The 16,805-nt window shown below is 44.8% G+C and carries 14 protein-coding genes; 2 read left to right on the forward strand and 12 right to left on the reverse strand.

Annotated features, from left to right (window positions below):
* The first annotated feature begins 95 nt into the window (after positions 1-95).
* Complete coding sequence (metE, locus tag L3V32_RS09345; protein WP_237284171.1) at positions 96-2,378, forward strand: 5-methyltetrahydropteroyltriglutamate--homocysteine S-methyltransferase; 2,283 nt, start codon at positions 96-98, stop codon at positions 2,376-2,378.
* A gap of 133 nt (positions 2,379-2,511) precedes the next feature.
* Here metE and gspS2 read toward each other — a convergent pair whose 3' ends face one another.
* From gspS2 to L3V32_RS09385, 8 genes are all read right to left on the reverse strand, one after another.
* Complete coding sequence (gene gspS2, locus L3V32_RS09350; protein WP_048625727.1) at positions 2,512-2,904, reverse strand: GspS/AspS pilotin family protein; 393 nt, start codon at positions 2,902-2,904, stop codon at positions 2,512-2,514.
* Between the two features lie 3 nt (positions 2,905-2,907).
* Entirely contained in the window at positions 2,908-3,204 is a 297-nt protein-coding gene (locus L3V32_RS09355) for a YciI family protein (RefSeq protein ID WP_005392847.1), read from the reverse strand.
* A gap of 115 nt (positions 3,205-3,319) precedes the next feature.
* Entirely contained in the window at positions 3,320-3,715 is a 396-nt protein-coding gene (gene yciA / locus L3V32_RS09360; protein ID WP_005392848.1) for an acyl-CoA thioester hydrolase YciA, read from the reverse strand.
* Between the two features lie 227 nt (positions 3,716-3,942).
* Complete coding sequence (locus L3V32_RS09365) at positions 3,943-4,506, reverse strand: septation protein A (protein WP_005392849.1); 564 nt, start codon at positions 4,504-4,506, stop codon at positions 3,943-3,945.
* A gap of 203 nt (positions 4,507-4,709) precedes the next feature.
* A complete protein-coding gene (locus tag L3V32_RS09370; protein WP_005392851.1) occupies positions 4,710-4,952 on the reverse strand; it encodes a hypothetical protein in 243 nt (80 codons plus the stop codon).
* A 111-nt stretch (positions 4,953-5,063) separates the two neighbouring features.
* On the reverse strand, positions 5,064-7,604 hold the full coding sequence (locus tag L3V32_RS09375) for a hybrid sensor histidine kinase/response regulator (RefSeq protein ID WP_237284172.1): 2,541 nt from the start codon (positions 7,602-7,604) through the stop codon (positions 5,064-5,066).
* A complete protein-coding gene (locus L3V32_RS09380) occupies positions 7,597-8,781 on the reverse strand; it encodes an acyl-homoserine-lactone synthase (RefSeq protein ID WP_237284173.1) in 1,185 nt (394 codons plus the stop codon). Before L3V32_RS09380 ends, L3V32_RS09375 begins: the two co-directional genes overlap by 8 nt.
* Positions 8,782-8,936: 155 nt before the next feature.
* A complete protein-coding gene (locus L3V32_RS09385; RefSeq protein WP_237284174.1) occupies positions 8,937-10,196 on the reverse strand; it encodes a dicarboxylate/amino acid:cation symporter in 1,260 nt (419 codons plus the stop codon).
* 544 nt (positions 10,197-10,740) lie between these two features.
* On the opposite strand from L3V32_RS09385, the gene L3V32_RS09390 reads away from it, so the two are divergent.
* Positions 10,741-12,282 (forward strand): long-chain fatty acid--CoA ligase, encoded by a 1,542-nt coding sequence (locus L3V32_RS09390; RefSeq protein WP_237284175.1) that lies wholly within the window; start codon positions 10,741-10,743, stop codon positions 12,280-12,282.
* Positions 12,283-12,407: 125 nt separating this feature from the next.
* On the opposite strand, the gene L3V32_RS09395 is transcribed toward L3V32_RS09390, so the two are convergent.
* The 4 genes from L3V32_RS09395 to trpCF form a co-directional block, all read right to left on the reverse strand.
* Complete coding sequence (locus L3V32_RS09395) at positions 12,408-13,103, reverse strand: Crp/Fnr family transcriptional regulator (RefSeq protein WP_006743300.1); 696 nt, start codon at positions 13,101-13,103, stop codon at positions 12,408-12,410.
* Positions 13,104-13,304: 201 nt separating this feature from the next.
* The gene (trpA, locus tag L3V32_RS09400) at positions 13,305-14,111 is read right to left on the reverse strand and encodes a tryptophan synthase subunit alpha (RefSeq protein WP_237284176.1); all 807 of its coding nucleotides are present in this window, start codon (positions 14,109-14,111) and stop codon (positions 13,305-13,307) included.
* The gene (trpB, locus tag L3V32_RS09405) at positions 14,111-15,301 is read right to left on the reverse strand and encodes a tryptophan synthase subunit beta (protein WP_005394827.1); all 1,191 of its coding nucleotides are present in this window, start codon (positions 15,299-15,301) and stop codon (positions 14,111-14,113) included. Before trpB ends, trpA begins: the two co-directional genes overlap by 1 nt.
* Before the next feature lie 64 nt (positions 15,302-15,365).
* On the reverse strand, positions 15,366-16,805 hold the full coding sequence (trpCF, locus tag L3V32_RS09410; RefSeq protein WP_047009989.1) for a bifunctional indole-3-glycerol-phosphate synthase TrpC/phosphoribosylanthranilate isomerase TrpF: 1,440 nt from the start codon (positions 16,803-16,805) through the stop codon (positions 15,366-15,368).

Here is a 16,805-nt window from a genome sequence, read left to right on the forward strand (position 1 = left end):
AGATGAGAGCGATAGTTTAGCCATCCAGACATCTTTTATGACGAAAGATACTCTGACCCAAACAAATTGAACAAGATTGAAAAAGGAATAGGGACATGGCTACAACAACGCACGTACTAGGTTATCCACGCATCGGTGAAAAACGAGAATTAAAATTCGCTCAGGAAAAATACTGGCGCGGAGAAATTGATCAAGCAGAGCTTAAAAAGGTTGGGGAAGATCTGCGCGCTAAAAACTGGCAAACACAAACAGATGCTGGCTTGAGTTTTACCATCGCTGGCGATTTCGCTTGGTACGATCATGTACTGACGACCACGTTGTTACTGGGTCACGTGCCAAAACGTCACGCAGACGGTTTCCCTGATTTGGATACGCTATTCAAAGTGGGTCGCGGTCAATCTCAAGCGGGTTGCGGCTGTGCGGGCGCTGCAGCATCGGATATGACTAAATGGTTCAACACAAACTACCACTACATCGTACCTGAATTTAGCAAGGACGATACATTTGAAGTGAGCTGGCCTCAACTGTTTGAAGAAGTCAACGAAGCAACCCAAGCTGGGCATAAAGTGAAGCCAGTTTTGCTTGGCCCAGTCAGTTATCTTTACTTAGGTAAAGAGGTAGAAGAAGGGTTCGATCGCCTGACGCTACTGCCACGATTGCTTACGGCTTACCAAGCTATTTTGGCAAAGCTCGCGAGTCAAGGTGTTGAGTGGGTTCAGATTGATGAGCCAATTTTGTCACTAGAGCTTGAAAGTCAGTGGGCTGATGCGTTCAAGCTAGCGTACCAAGTGATTCGAAGCGATGTAAAAGTGCTGCTAACGACGTACTTTGACTCTGTCACCGATACGTTAGACAAAATTGTTGAGCTGCCAGTGGACGGTTTACACGTTGATTTGTCTGCCGCGCCTCAACAGCTTGACGACGTGGTTGCCAAACTACCGGAGGGTTGGGTGCTGTCTGCTGGCGTGGTCAATGGTCGTAACGTGTGGCGCTCGGATTTGAGTGCGCAACTTGAACGTCTACAGCCAGTAAAAGAAAAACTGGGCGACAACCTTTGGGTTGCGAGCTCATGCTCTCTGCTACATAGCCCGGTTGATCTGGAACTGGAAACAGAACTGAGTGAAGAAGTGAAAAGCTGGTTTGCGTTCGCAAAACAAAAAGTAACAGAAGTCGCCTTGCTTGGCCGAGCACTCGATGGTGATCAAGATGCGATTCTCGCTTGTGATACCTACAGCCAGCCAATCAAAGCACGTAAAACGGCAACGCATGTGAATAAGCCACAAGTTCAAGCACGTTTAAACAGTATTACTGCGTCACTTGCCGAGCGCAGCGCACCTTACGCGGAGCGTGCTGCGCATCAAGCTGAAGTATTGGGCTTGCCTCTGTTGCCAACCACGACAATCGGTTCTTTCCCTCAAACGGGTGAAATTCGTGTTCAGCGCAGCGCTTATCGCACTGGCCAGTTATCTGAGTCCGACTATATCCAAGCACTAAAAGGACATATTGCGGATGCCGTAAAACGCCAAGAAGCCCTCGACCTAGATGTACTTGTGCATGGTGAAGCAGAACGTAACGACATGGTGGAATACTTCGCGGAGAACTTGGCGGGCTTCCAAACGACGAAATTTGGTTGGGTACAGAGTTATGGCTCTCGTTGCGTGAAACCAGCCATTGTGGTTGCTGACATTGAGCGTGAAAAGCCGATTACGGTGGAATGGTCGACGTACGCACAATCGCTAACCAGCAAGCAGATGAAAGGTATGCTGACGGGCCCGGTAACGATTTTATGTTGGACGTTCCCGCGTGAAGACATCACACGTCAAGAAATCGCCCAGCAACTGGCACTGGCACTGCGTGATGAGGTTTCTGATCTGCAAGATGCAGGCATCAATATCATTCAAATCGATGAGCCTGCGATTCGTGAAGGTCTGCCGTTGAAAAAGCGCGATCACAAAGCGTATTTAGAATGGGCGGTGGATGCATTTAAGATCTCGGCAGCGAGTGCAAAACCAGAGACTCAGATTCACACTCACATGTGTTACAGCGAGTTCAATGAAATCATCGATTCAGTCGCGGCGCTCGATGCGGATGTGATTACCATTGAAACGTCACGCTCAAATATGGAACTGCTTAAAGCGTTTGAAGAGTTCAATTACCCGAATGAAATCGGTCCAGGTGTTTATGACATTCACTCACCAAACATTCCGACGGAAGAGTGGATTGAAGGCTTAATCAAGAAAGCGGCAGAAAAGATTCCGGTACAACGTTTGTGGGTGAACCCAGACTGTGGTCTGAAAACACGTAACTGGGCAGAGACAGAAGCAGCATTGGCGAACCTCGTGTCAGCGGCGAAGAAACTTCGTGCTGAGCTGGCGTAAGGCACCTTTTTAGCAAATAAAAAACGGAGATTGTTGTCTCCGTTTTTCTATTCTTAGCCGTTCATTTTCGTCGTTATACTATCCCGCAATAGCGGATGAATTGCTCGTATCGAAAACAACGCACTCACTGTGACTATTTCATTTGAGTACAAGTTTGCGCGGAAACCAACTCATCTGCCATCAACTGACCGCGAGAGTTACGCACTTTAATACGGTACATTAAGCCCATATCAATTTGCTTACGAACTTCCGGGTTATTGCAATAGGTGTAGATACTGGTATTCAGTACTTGATTTAACGGCTTTGCACCGAGTGCGTCATCGTTATAAATCATCATCATTTCAACAACATTTTTGTTGGATGAGACACGCATTATCTGCAGTGGACCGTATTCCAAAGGGAGACCTGCGGACAAGACTCCCGCTCGGTTTGATGCCAATAGCTCAAGCTGGCGTTGATTATCATCGGTAGATGAACAGCCCGCTAACGCACCAAATGCCAAGAAAAGACACAGTAATTTTTTCATAAATTAAAACACTTTTTTGAACGGTTTCACGATTACATTATCGTAAACACCAGCCGCTACGTAAGGATCGGCTTCTGCCCACGCTTTAGCGTCTTCTAGAGAGGCGAACTCAGCGATGACAGTCGAGCCCGTAAATCCAGCTTCTCCTGGGTTGTCAGAGTCTATCGCAGGCATAGGGCCAGCAGTAAGAAGGCGACCTTCGTCTTGAAGCTTTTGTAAGCGCTCCAAGTGTTGCGGGCGAACGCTCATGCGTTTTTCCAGCGAGTTCTCGACGTCCTGAGAAAAGATGACATACCACATAGCATAGTTCCTTAATTGGTAGGGTAAAGTGTTAATTTAACGCCTTTTTTGTGTCTCTCACAAGTGAACAACAGAAAATGTGAGATCCTTTCTAACTGTTAGTGCTGTAGGTTGACTAATTCTGAACCGGGCGTGGTTTGCCTTCACTGTCAATGGCTACGTAGTTGAAAGTCGCATCACAAACCATGAAGCGCTCGCCGACACCGTGTGCTTTTACCGGCTTGACCCATACTTCCAGATCGACACTCATTGAGGTGCGACCAATCTTAGTGCATTCGCCATAGCAGCAAACGACATCGCCAACACCTACAGGCTTCTTGAAGGTAATGCTGGACACTGAAACGGTAACAACGCGACCAGAAGAGATCTCTTTGGCCAGAATTGCACCTGCTAGGTCGAGCTGAGACATAATCCAACCACCAAAAATATCGCCATTGGCATTAGTATCGGCAGGCATTGCAAGGGTACGAAGCAGCAGTTGACCTCTCGGAGAGCTAATTTCTTGACTCATTGTGACATCCTAAATCTTAAAGGCGCTCAAACTAAGCGCCAACATAGTAAATACCTAGAACCAAAGGTCCTTAAAAAAACCGCAGACACCGGACCAGAGAAAGTTGGTTTACAGCAGCAAGAATGGTCTGATTCCGGTATGCCGTTTGATCGGTTTAGTGATACATGGAGCAAAACAGCGACCCGAAGGTCGCTGCAAAGTGCGCGGATTATAGCAAAACTGAGTTTTTAATCATCAGTCGACACATCGGATGAGTTATTTTTTTGTTCTTTTGGCATGTGTTTGTAAATGTAGAAGCCAGTCGCAATCATGTAGGCAAATGTCGCAATCAACATTCCGAATACTTTGAAGTTGACCCAAACATCCAGTGGTAGCTCGTAAGCGATATAAATGTTCAGACCAGCAAAGAATGAGAAGAAGCCGACCCAAGCCCAGTTGATCTTCGCCCAAATAGCATCAGGTAGCGAAATTTCTTTGCCCAACATGCCTTTGATGGCTGATTTCCCCATTGCGTGACTCGCTGCTAAACCGATAGCTAGAATCACATAAATGATGGTGACTTTCCATTTTATGAAATTGTCGTCGTGGAAGAAAAGGGTCATGCTGCCAAATATCGTCACGATAACGAACGTAATTAGCTGCATTTTCTCGACTTTTTTATACAGAGCATAGGTGACGACAAGCTGAATTGCCGTTGCAACGATCAACGCTCCTGTTGCTGCGTAGATGTCGTACATCTTGTACAAAGCGAAGAAGACGATGAGTGGGATAAAATCTAGGATTTGCTTCATGGTGGCAAAATCTACCTAATTAGTGAATTGAAGACAGTCTAACGGAATCTGACAAGATGTGAATACCGTCAAGGTTAGAGGTAAGAGAAGTAATCCCCTGACTGAATGATACAACAAGCAACATTTCGCAAAGATGAAGTAGTAAATCGAAGGCATAAAAATTGCCGCGATAGAGCGGCAATTGAGTTGATAGAATTTAAGATTTAAGCAACACGTTGATATTGAGAAATAAGCGTTTTGACATCTTCTAAATAGCCTTCACGTAACAGATTATCAACGGTTGCTTCAAGCTCTTCGAGAGACATCGTAAAGCAAGTGGATTTGCCGGTCATAAGGCTCAGATACTGATGGTATTCTTCTTCTGTATAGTGGCCTAAGCGATCGAGTAGTAGTGCTTTGATTCCATGATGAATCAAGCCGTAGTATGTGTGTCGATGAAGTAACATGGCGATCTCCTTATCAAGCTCATCCGCTAACCATTTGCAGCTTGCTTGACCCTCTGGATAATTCGATTTACTTCAGTAATGCACATCTAGTGCCAGTTTTATCTTCGCAAATTAGAAAGTGTTGGAAGTAGCAAAACTCTCTTGTTGCAACCAGCGCTTGATGACGGTTTGGAGCGCATTTAACGTGGTTGGCTTTTCAAGTCTGTCATCCATGAGTTTCGCAATGAGCTCCAGCTCTTTAGCTCCAGACTCTCCAGATAGTGCGATGATAGGAACGGAAGGCGCAATTTGCTTAATTCGTTGGCTTGCGTCAAATCCATTCATCACTGGCATCTGTACATCCATAAGCACCAAATCAATCTTGTGCGACTGAAATAGCTCCACCGCAGAAGCGCCATTATTTGCTTGTAAGCTGTTGACTCCCAGCCTTTTTAAGTACATTTGAACCAAAGTACGCTGCACCTCTTTGTCATCAACAATGAGCACTGTTGGTGCATCGTTACTTACTTGTACGTGTTGGTCTGTGCGAGGTTCAGAATGTGGTGCATTTACTTTCCAGCCATTGAAGTCCGGTGTTCTCAACGTCTCTGGTTTGGGGGCGTTTGGGACGACCGGGAAATACAAGTAGAACTCAGTAAATTCGCCTAATTCAGACTGGCACTCAATTCGTCCGCCAAAAGAGCGCATAACGCGTTGACAGTAGCCCAAGCCAAGGCCACTGCCGCCACTTTTTTGATACGAGAAGAAGTCGTCAAATATCTTGTGTAAGATACTGCTATCTATGCCAGGGCCACTATCTCGGAAGACCAGAATGTTTTCGTAGGCCCCCGTTTGGCTACGAATCTCAATTTGACTATCGGGATAAGAATCAAAATAGTAGATAGCATTGCGAATCAAATTGAAAATGACAAAGTTAAACAGAGTTTCGTTTAATTTCGCGACAAAATCGTGCTCTTGGGGCAGATTGATCCTTTCAATTATTTGATCGTTTTCAAAGCCATAACGGCTGACCGCTTGATCGACAGCTTTATGTATAGACGTAATAGTTAAGGGTTCGTGCTCAGGTGAGCTGTCGCTGACTTCTCGCAAAATAATGTCGATAAGTTGGCGACCACGCTGAATCGCTGCTTCTCCTTTATCAATCTCACTCTTTAACGTCTCAAGTGAAGCGTTTGATTCGATATGCTGTTTTAAAGCTTCAAATCGTAATTGCACTTGAGCGAGAGGGTTACGCATCTCATGCGCAATAGAGTTAGCGAGCGCACGGCTTTGGCGTACTTTTCTATCGGCCTCTATGGTGCTCTGGATGCGAACTAATAAGGTTTGCAATGCTGAAATTTCTTCATTAGAAAACAGCTTATTATCCATTTTGTGTGAAGAAATCAGTAGGTGCGTAACGGACTTTCCACGACCAAAAAGAGGCATTACGAGCGCCGTATTGCTGGATCGCATACGTTCATAGAGCTTGCGCATTGAGCCTTTAGACGAGGAGGCATAATTAATTTCTTCAGACAGTTCATCAAGCACGAGAACAGACTTGCTTGACGGCAGATAATCTTCATAAAACGTTTCGGTGTAACTGCTGGTGACGAGCTGCAATTTATTATTTGGTATATTCAGTAACGCTGCTAACTGGCGCATTGCATCATCTATTGAGCGTTTAAATTCCTCTTCTAATCCAAGAATTTGTTGAACGGGTGTATGCCGTTTCCCATAAATAAAATAGGACGCGAAGCGACTGACGCGTTTGTAAAGCAAGTGCCAAGTGATACCGATGAGTGCGCATAAAGGCACCGCTACAAGCCATTGGTTATCTTCCGAGATTGGAATAAATATTGCGCCCAGCGGGAGGACGAAAATGGCACAGACAAACAGCGCGCTAACGGTTAAGTATGTGAGGTATTTAGCGCTATAAAAGCGAGAGGTAAGCAGGGCATAGCCTACAAACAACATTTCACTAATTGAAAGTGCTGGTGGTAACCAGGTTAAGGAAAAGTCACCAAGGAAGTAAGTCATTCCAAGGTGTATCACTGCAGTTGATAACATGAAGACCAAAATGCCGGCTATCATATAGTTACTTTTTGCCAGCGTGAGTTTGCTGCTGTTCGCTCGCATGGTAATCAAGTTCAGCAGGGTTAATACAACAAATGTCAGTAAACTAATAAAGAAATATGAGGTATGGGGACCAAACTCGATCACGAACTGGCTTGGACCGCTAATGGTGACATTTTCGACAGTAAGGTTTGGTACTAAGTTGATGTAAAGCGAGTACGTTGCTAGTGCCACAAAGACGATTTTTTGCCAGGCTTTGACCGCAGTTTTTTTGATATCAGCCGCTAGCTGGCAAGAAAAATAGAACGCGAATGCAAAGGCAAAGAATGACGCCAAGTTCGCCAACTTAGCCATAAAAATACCGCCAGCGGACCCCAACTCCGGCAATAAATCGGTATGGAAGTATGCGTTGCTGCTGATCCAAACGATGATGCAACTAGAATAAGCAATGTACGGCGCATGATGCGAGCCTAAAATCGTTTCACTCTTCTGTTTTAGGCGATAGCAGTAATATAACAACCAAGCGAACACCACCAGTACAGTGGCGTATAGCGTCATTGCTTTTGGATAAAAAAGGCCGTGAAGATGAATATCAAGCATGTACATTCACCTTTTCATCAATTCTTTTTGTTCGTACGCGGTGTTTGTAGTCGCGAAACTGTATGTCTTGAAATGCTTCAACCATCATACCTAAATTCCAGAAACCGCGGTATGTCTTGGTACCGTCACCGTTAATGTCGCGGTATCCTGAGTGAAAGTAGGCCTCTAAATCAATAGATTGATAGAAATTTAACATAAATATTTGTTCAATAATGGTAAAGCTGAGCTTATAGCCTGCTTTATATAGCTCACTCATCAATGCTTTTTGTGCCAAATACAAAAAGTACAGTTTTTGTTGGATGTTGCCACCCACTGTCAGACGCAGCACTTCGCAAACCGCTTCAGTGTTTTTCAAGTGAGATTGGAACTGCGCATCAAATTCAATAAGAGTCCGTTGGCGAGTTAGAGCGTTACCTTCCCAAAGGCCTAATTGATTAAGAGTAATGTAGCCATAATCAGGAAGGCAAAACTGCCATTGCTCACTACTAAATGGTGATGAATAGCTGAGCCAGGTATTTCTTTGGTGCCAGTTTTGCACCAAAGCGGAGGAGACCATGATTGGTGTAGATGACTGCTTGAACAATAGCACAAAGTGTTGACCTTTCTGCGAGAGTGATAATAGAGGCAATATCTCAAACCATTGTTCAGTTTGGACGAAGAGCTCAAGATTGCTCAGTGTGATTGCTGCGGAAATCGGCATTAATGCAGCGTGATTTGGCAGTGTTACCTTTAGGTCGCATTCGGCAATATCTTCGATCAATATGCTTGAATAGTCGCGGTCGTCAAACGAGAGCTGAGTTGGTCTTGTCGCTTCATTTAAAGGGTGCTTTTGCTTGATCGCAGCAATCTCACATTCACACCAGAAAACCATCCAATGCGGGTAACAATCTGCGGCAACTTGTTCAAGTAAGAGCGCCTCTTCGGAGAAAGGCGTTGGATACTGCTGTACTAAATCTCGATAATCTATTAATTCAAACAGTACGGACAGACTCTTAGATGCGTATTTAGGAAAGAGGGATTTAAGAAGCTTTATTCTATACAAAGCAACTTGTTGAAAAAGAGAAGACCTTTCTTGCGATGTAAGAGTAAGAAGAACCGTGTCAACCAGCGCCTGTTGTTTTGACTCGATCGGCAAATCTGTACTGGCGAGGGGCTCCAAAGACAGCTTAAGACTCATGATATAACCTAGTTCTGACGTTTTTTATATTTTGTAATGGTTTATATCATTTTGATAAATTTATGCTATTGGTTTCTATTTATATAGTTACGTAATGCAAGAAAAGACAAAAAAACCGCTCATAGTGAGCGGTTTTTAGTTCATTCGAGAAAGGACTAAGCTTCTTGCTTTTTAAGCTCAGCTTCTGCCGCTTCCTCTTCTATTAGCGCATCAACAATAACTGCACATGCTGCATCACCAGTGATGTTTAGTGCTGTACGAATCATATCGAAAATACGGTCAAGAGCGAATAGCAGTGGTAGACCTTCAATTGGAATGCCAGCGGCAAGAAGTACGGCAACCACTAGGAAAGAAGGACCAGGAACACCCGCTTGACCAACCGCACCCAATGTAGACGTTACGATAATTGCAATGTAAGCGCCCATACCTAGGTCGATATTGAACAGTTGAGCAAAGAAGATAGCAACCAAGCCATAGTAAATCGCATTACCTGACATGTTGATCGTTGCGCCTAGAGGCAGAACAAATGACGCGGTTGAATTTTTTACGCCCAGTTCTTTTTCACAGGTGTCCATTGTGACAGGCAGTGTTGCCATAGAAGAGGCCGTTGAAAGCGCAACAGCTTGTGGCTTTTTCATTGAAGACAGGAACTTCTTCGCTGATGTCTTGGTGAAAATATGCACCATTGCTGGGTAAACAACGAAACCGAAGATTAGGATTGCGGCAACGTAAACAACGAACAGTTTGAATACCACCATTAGTGCGCCAAAACCGAATGTGCCGACTGCTTCTGCCATTAGACCGAACACGCCGATAGGGGCAATGATCATGACTTTGTTGATCATCCAAACCATTGCGTCAACGATGCAGTTAACACCATTAATGATTGGCTCACGACGCTCTTTTGTTTGCTTAGAAATTGCAATACCAAAGAACATACAGAAAACGAGGATCTGTAGGATGTTTGCTTCATTTAGTGATTGGAAAACGTTGGTTGGGATCATACCAGTGATGGTTGCCCAGAAAGTAGGTAGTTCACCTTTTGAAGCGTATTCTGCTGAGAACATGCCTTCAACGCCAGAGACGTCGATCCCCATGCCTGGTTGGAATACTTCACCCATAAATAGTGCAAGCGCAACGGCTAGGGCGGATGTTAAACCGAAATAACCTAGAGTGACGATGCCAACTTTGCCTGCTGACTGGCTGTTCCCAAGACCAGCTGCGCCAGAAATCAAGGCTACAGCGACCAAAGGAATAACCAACATTTTGATTAAGTTGATAAAGATAGCACCTAAAGGAGCGAACACCGTCGCATCATGACCCATCATGGCACCAACGGCTGTGCCCACGATCATGGCGATTACGACTTGTACGCCAATGTTGTTTAGCAAACTCTTTTCTTTTAACACTTCCATAACCTCTGTGCTAATAAAATGTAAAATCCTAAAATTACCCACTAACCATAAATGGTTTTATGGATAATTATCTCGCCTTGCTTTTTACACTTATCGTTTACAATTGGCAATATGCAGCAAGGTATTATTGATGGATTAATCGATATTTTATTGACGAACGATAAAGTTTTGCTCAATAGCAAACGTTTGCTATTGATTTTTGTTATGCCTGTTAGCTGTGTAATTGTTTTTGTTTATTTCTTTTTCTTGTTTGTTTTTTGTTAACTGAGATGGCTTTTGTGTTTGCGAGCGTAGTCTGCGTCTTGCGTGACTTGGATTGATATTTATAACAATTAATCTCTTTCAAGCTCACATTTTTACCAATTAGCTTTGTGAAATGTTAATTGCTTTACATTCTTAGTTCGGATTGCATTGTAAACATAATGTTAATCAAAAATGGCAAAACAAATATTAAGTACCAACATTTTAGTGTAGGGGAGTGCTCTCTCTGTTAATACTCCCGAGCCGATAAAACGAAAATCAACAAGTAAGAGGTGAAGCGATTATGATGAATCTTGCTGCTGCATTACAAAGAAATGCTGCGAGTAAACCAGATAAGACGGCGTTGATATGTGGTGATGTCGAGATAACTTATGCGCAGTTTGATGCGATTACCGGAAAGATCGCGGCATCTTTAATCAACAAAGGGGGCGTTCCGGGCGATCGTATTGCGCTCTCATGCCCAAACATTCCTTTTTTCGCGTTTGTTTATTATGCGATACAAAAAGCTGGCGCGGTTGCTGTCCCATTAAATGTGCTTTTGAAAGCGCGAGAAATTAAGTATCACTTAGAAGATTCAAAAGCGAAGTTTTACTTCTGTTTTGAAGGGACAGCAGAACTGCCAATGGCAAAAGAGGGGGTTAAAGCGTTTGAGCAGGTTGATATATGTGAAAATATGGTCGTGATGACTCAATCTCAAAGTGAAAACGAATGGAATGGTGTGCCAACTCTCAATGCGTTTATAGCGGATGCAGAACCATTGTCAGATTATGTACCGCGTAATGCGGATGATACTTGTGTTATTTTGTATACATCAGGGACGACAGGCTTACCAAAAGGAGCTGAACTGACGCAGCAGAACATCATAATGAATGCTCTGGTGGCACAAAACATTATGGGTAGCCAGGCCGACGATATTCACTTGGTAACTTTGCCTTTATTTCATACCTTTGGTCAAACCGTCCACTTAAATGCTAGTGTTTTGGGCGGGGCAACCTTGGTGTTAGTGCCTAGGTTTGAGCCTAAACATGTTCTTGAGCTGATGGAAAAACACAAAGTGACGTTGTTTGCTGGAGTGCCAACGATGTATATCGGCTTGCTTCATGTCCAGCACCAATTTGATACATCCTCACTACGTGTTGCTATCAGCGGTGGAGCCCCGTTGCCAACCGAAATCTTTAGATCCTTTGAGGAACAATTTAATGTCCCAATTCTTGAAGGATACGGGTTATCAGAAACAAGTCCTATTGCATGTTTTAATCATTTAGATCAGGAACGTATACCAGGATCGGTAGGTCAAGCGATTCAAGGCGTTGAAGTAAAAGTTGTCGACATTGAAGGCAATGCGCTACCGATCGGTGAAGAAGGTGAGATTGTTGTGCGTGGGCATAATGTTATGAAGGGATACCTTGACCGCCCGGAAGTTACTGAATCCGCGCTACAAAATGGCTGGTTCCATACTGGTGATGTTGGCCGTTTTGACAGTTCAGGTAATCTATTTATCGTCGATAGAATGAAAGATCTGATCATTCGAGGTGGATTTAACGTTTACCCTAGAGAAATTGAAGAAGTGTTTATGACTCATCCTGCAATCTCAATGGTAGCGGTGATAGGGATTCCAAATGAAGAGTATGGCGAAGAGATAAAGGCTTACGTTGTGCTTAAACCGGGAGAGTACATTGACGCGGAAACATTACAAAAGTGGGGCAAAGAGCAGTTAGCCTCTTTTAAATATCCTCGTTATGTTGAAATTCGTGAGCATCTCCCGATGAGTGCAACAGGAAAGATTTTGAAACGTGAGTTGAAATCTGAATTGAATGTGGCTTAGTCAATTCAATGAACTTTGGGTCACAGCGCCACTTGCCTAGAGCGAATGGTGTTGTGCGCCTGGTTACTAAGGAACAGAAGATGGCAATCTCTCGCTAGCGTGTACACATGAACTATCTGTTTGATCTATTGTTCGAGTTGTTTTATGTGCGCTTCTAAGCGTTTTGGATTGGTAATGGTCACTGAACCATATTTCAGTTCTAGCATCCCAATACTCTCCAAATTTTTTAGTACTTTATGAACACTTTGACGAGTTAGCCCCATCATGTTGGCGATATGCTCTCTAGTCACTCTCACGACACACGGCTGAGTATTGATAGCTTGGTTGTGTTGGTATTCAGCAAGCAACAGCAATCTTCTTGCAATCCGCTCTTCGATTCCTCTAATCGCATCATCTTCGATAACTGAAATGGCAGACCATAAGCGGCGGCTAAGCAAGTCGAGAATCGTAGGATAACTTTGAGGATATTTGGCGAGTAATTGGCGAAATTTATCACCAGGTAGTTCCAGTAAGGTCACGCCCGAATGCGCGGTTGCGCCAAAAATACGGGGCATGCCGGGAGAAAAAACATTGTCTCCAAACCAGCCTCCTGCCTCGAAAATCATTAATGTGACTTCTTTGCCTTTTGAACTCATCGAATTAATTCGTACGGCACCCTGTGCAATGACCATAAGAGAAGATTGAGGTTCCCCTTTATTGCAAATCAGTGCTTTTTCGTCGAAACAGCGAACTTTAGCTATTTGTGCTGCTTCACTAAGTCCTTTCTCGGGCAGCCCTGATAATACAGGACATTTGGCTAATAATGCTTTGACTTCTTCCATGTGCAACCTTACTGCATCCTGCTCTAGTTATTATTTGTGCTGGTTAAGTGGCAAAGTTTATCACTCTTTGATTGCTCTGCTTTAGATTGGTTTGGAAAGTGCGGGCGTTGAATAAAAAATGATATGGTATAAACGCCATACAAGAAAACGCCCGCTAAACAGAATGTTAAGCGGGCGCTATAGCGTTACATCAAATGGAAATTATTTCTGAGTGGCAGCTTTCATCGCTGACACAAAATCACCAAGTTTATCGAGCATAATTTGTGGCTGCTCGACATTCGCTTCAATGATTTTCACCACAGCTGAGCCGGAGATGGCCCCTGCTGCGCCAGACTCTATTGCTTGTTTCACCTGTGCTGGTTCAGAAATACCGAAGCCAAGCAGCGCTGGTGGTGCATCGAACTGGTTTAATCTATCTAACATGTGACCAACTGGCATATTTGCTTTTGTCTCTGCGCCTGTCACGCCAGCACGAGAAAGCAAGTAAGTGTAGCCACCACCCAGTTCTGATACTTGCTTCAGTGTTTCGTCACTTGCCGTTGGCGGTGCGATGAAGATTGGGTGAATACCAAACTTCTCTGCTGCTGCAACAAACTCTGCACTTTCGTTGGTTGGTACGTCTGCAATCAGAACAGAATCGATGCCTGCTTTTGCACAGCGCTCGTAGAAGTTTTCGACACCGCGTGAGTAAACTAGGTTCGCGTACATCAGAAGGCCAATAGGCAGATCTGGGTGTTTAGCACGAATCTTACCAATTTGTTCAAAGCAGATATCTGGTGTAGCGCCTGAATCTAGCGCACGAATGTTAGCGCCTTGGATGGTTGGGCCATCTGCAAGCGGATCTGAAAATGGAATACCAAGTTCAAGGGCGTCTGCGCCAGACTCAATAAGGGTTTCCATGATCTTGTAAGATTGTTCTGCGTCTGGATCGCAAACCGTTACGAACGGTACAAATGCGCCTTGGTTTTTTTCGTTTAGGCGCGCAAACATCTTCTCATAACGGCTCATTAAATCACTCCTTTTTCTTCTAGGATGGCGTGTACGGTGAAGATGTCTTTGTCACCACGACCAGATAGGTTTACGACCAATAGTTGTTCTTTCTCAGGATTCTCACGAGCCATGCGCAATGCATGAGCTAGAGCGTGAGAAGACTCTAGAGCTGGGATGATCCCTTCGCTGCGAGCCAATTCTTGGAATGCCTCGAGCGCTTCGTCGTCAGTTACGTTGTCGTATTCTGCACGGCCAATTGCGTTTAGGTGTGCGTGCTGTGGACCAACTGAAGGGAAATCAAGACCCGCAGATACAGAGTAAGACTCCTCAACTTGGCCGTTAGGATCTTGCATCAATGGCGCTTTCATACCAAAGAAGATGCCCGTTTTGCCATGTTTAAGTGGTGCACCGTGTTGGTCTGTATCGATACCTTTACCTGCTGGCTCAACACCAATTAGGCGAACGCTTTCTTCTTCGATGAAGTCAGCAAACATACCGATAGCGTTTGAACCACCGCCCACACACGCGATAACTGCATCAGGAAGACGACCTTCACGTGCCAAAATCTGATTCTTAGTTTCTTCACCGATCATTCGTTGGAAATCACGCACGATGGTTGGGAATGGGTGAGGACCAGCTGCTGTACCTAGTAGGTAGTGCGCATCTTCATAAGTTGCAGACCAGTCGCGCAGCGCTTCGTTACATGCGTCTTTTAGTGTCGCTGAACCTGAGTGAACCGGAATGACTTCCGCGCCCATTAGCTTCATACGGAATACGTTTGGGCTCTGACGCTCAACGTCTTTTGCTCCCATGTAAACGCGACACTTAAGGCCAAGTAGTGCACACGCTAGTGCGGTTGCTACGCCGTGTTGACCTGCGCCGGTTTCTGCGATGATTTCGTTTTTACCCATGCGTTTCGCAAGCAGAGCTTGACCTAACACTTGGTTGGTCTTGTGTGCGCCACCGTGAAGCAGGTCTTCACGTTTTAGGTACAGTTTGGTTTTCGTACCTTTAGTTAGGTTACGAGTTAGAGTTAAAGCCGTTGGGCGGCCCGCATACTCTTGAAGAAGCGTCATGAACTCACTGCGGAATTCTGGATCTTCTTGCGCGTCGATAAACGCTTGCTCTAATTGCTCCAGTGCTGGAACTAGAATTTGCGGAACGTACTGACCGCCGTATTCGCCAAAGTAGGCATTCAGTTTTGCCATCGTTATATTCCTTCTCGTATTTTTCGCTACGAATAGCTTTAAATTTTTTAGCTGATGTCCAGCTTTAGTAGTTGCGAATGGCGGTGAAGGCCGCGAGCAACTTCTGTGAATCTTTTTTGCCTGGCGCGCTTTCTACACCAGAGTTTAAATCTAATCCCAAGCAACCTAGTGTCGCTGCTTGTTGAGCATTTTCTGGCGACAGTCCGCCCGCTAGCATAATTTGACTTGGGTCACCGATCAGTGACCAGTCGAACACTTGACCAGTTCCGCCAGTTTGAGTGCCAACTTGCGCATCTAATAGATGGCGGTCAATGTGGTCTACAAGCAGTTCTGGCTTGGCATCAGTCACGCCATAAGCTTTCCAAATTTCTACTGTTGTTGGCAGTTCGGCTTTGAGTTGGTTTACGTAAGCTTGGTCTTCTTGACCGTGCAGCTGAACTGCTTTTAAACCCAAAGAGGTTGCGACTGAAGCAACAAAATCGATATCGTGATTTTGGAAAACGCCAACGTAATTCAGTGGAGCACCGCTCATGGTTAAGCGCGCACCTTCAAGGTCAACCGCACGCTTCGACTTCTCGACAAAAATCAGGCCACCAAATACCGCGCCAGCTTGATATGCTTTTGCTGCGTCATCTGGGTGCGTTAAGCCACACACTTTGTTTTCACCCAACGTCACTTTACGTACAGCAAGTTCTAAGTTGTCTTCCGCCATCAGTGAACTACCAATCAAGAAGCCGTCTGCGTATTTCGCTAAATCACGAACTTGTTGATGCGTATAAATGCCAGATTCTGAGATTACTGTTGCGTTAGGAGCCAGTTCGCGAATTGTCGGTGCCAGTTCTTTAGTACGATTCAAATCGGTACTTAGGTCGCGCAAGTTACGGTTATTGATGCCGATAACGCGTGCTCCTAGATTAACGGCACGATGAAGCTCGTCTTCGTTGCTGACTTCGGTCAGAATGCCCATGTTCAGGCTGTGTGCTGCTTCTTCTAGGGCTTTGTACTCTTCATCATTGAGGACAGACAGCATTAGCAAGACAGCATCAGCACTGTAATGACGCGCTAGGTAAACTTGGTAGGTATCTACCATGAAGTCTTTGCACAGAACTGGCTGTTTGACTTGACCACGCACTTGAGGAAGAAAGTCAAAGTTACCTTGGAAGTATTTCTCGTCTGTTAATACTGAAATTGCATCAGCATGGTTGTTGTAAACCGATGCAATGTAATCCAAGTCGAAGTGATCACGAATCAAACCTTTGGAAGGAGACGCCTTCTTACATTCGGTGATGAATGCTGTCTTTTCGCCACTCAGTGCATCGTAGAAGCTGCGGTCCGATGGCAGCAAATCAGACTGAAAGGTGCTTAGCGGTTGAGACACCTTACGGTCTGCTACCCACTGATATTTGTCGCGGACAATTTTTGCCAGTACTTCTGCCATTTCTGCTTCTTTCTTAGAAACGTGTTCAGACAGGTTGTCAGCTTGCTGAGTGTTGAAGTCAGTCAT

The organism is Vibrio sp. J2-4 (assembly GCF_021728155.1).
GTDB classification, from domain to species: domain Bacteria; phylum Pseudomonadota; class Gammaproteobacteria; order Enterobacterales; family Vibrionaceae; genus Vibrio; species Vibrio diabolicus.

Bases quoted from the DNA above. Each gene is read 5' to 3' on its own strand.
- L3V32_RS09375 (WP_237284172.1), bottom strand. From the start codon at position 7,604: ATGCTTGATATTCATCTTCACGGCCTTTTTTATCCAAAAGCAATGACG.
- L3V32_RS09380 (WP_237284173.1), bottom strand. From the start codon at position 8,781: ATGAGTCTTAAGCTGTCTTTGGAGCCCCTCGCCAGTACAGATTTGCCG.
- L3V32_RS09385 (WP_237284174.1), bottom strand. From the start codon at position 10,196: ATGGAAGTGTTAAAAGAAAAGAGTTTGCTAAACAACATTGGCGTACAA.
- L3V32_RS09365 (WP_005392849.1), bottom strand. From the start codon at position 4,506: ATGAAGCAAATCCTAGATTTTATCCCACTCATCGTCTTCTTCGCTTTG.
- trpCF (WP_047009989.1), bottom strand. From the start codon at position 16,805: ATGACTGACTTCAACACTCAGCAAGCTGACAACCTGTCTGAACACGTT.
- metE (WP_237284171.1), top strand. From the start codon at position 96: ATGGCTACAACAACGCACGTACTAGGTTATCCACGCATCGGTGAAAAA.
- L3V32_RS09370 (WP_005392851.1), bottom strand. From the start codon at position 4,952: ATGTTACTTCATCGACACACATACTACGGCTTGATTCATCATGGAATC.
- trpA (WP_237284176.1), bottom strand. From the start codon at position 14,111: ATGAGCCGTTATGAGAAGATGTTTGCGCGCCTAAACGAAAAAAACCAA.
- L3V32_RS09390 (WP_237284175.1), top strand. From the start codon at position 10,741: ATGATGAATCTTGCTGCTGCATTACAAAGAAATGCTGCGAGTAAACCA.
- yciA (WP_005392848.1), bottom strand. From the start codon at position 3,715: ATGAGTCAAGAAATTAGCTCTCCGAGAGGTCAACTGCTGCTTCGTACC.
- gspS2 (WP_048625727.1), bottom strand. From the start codon at position 2,904: ATGAAAAAATTACTGTGTCTTTTCTTGGCATTTGGTGCGTTAGCGGGC.
- L3V32_RS09355 (WP_005392847.1), bottom strand. From the start codon at position 3,204: ATGTGGTATGTCATCTTTTCTCAGGACGTCGAGAACTCGCTGGAAAAA.
- trpB (WP_005394827.1), bottom strand. From the start codon at position 15,301: ATGGCAAAACTGAATGCCTACTTTGGCGAATACGGCGGTCAGTACGTT.
- L3V32_RS09395 (WP_006743300.1), bottom strand. From the start codon at position 13,103: ATGGAAGAAGTCAAAGCATTATTAGCCAAATGTCCTGTATTATCAGGG.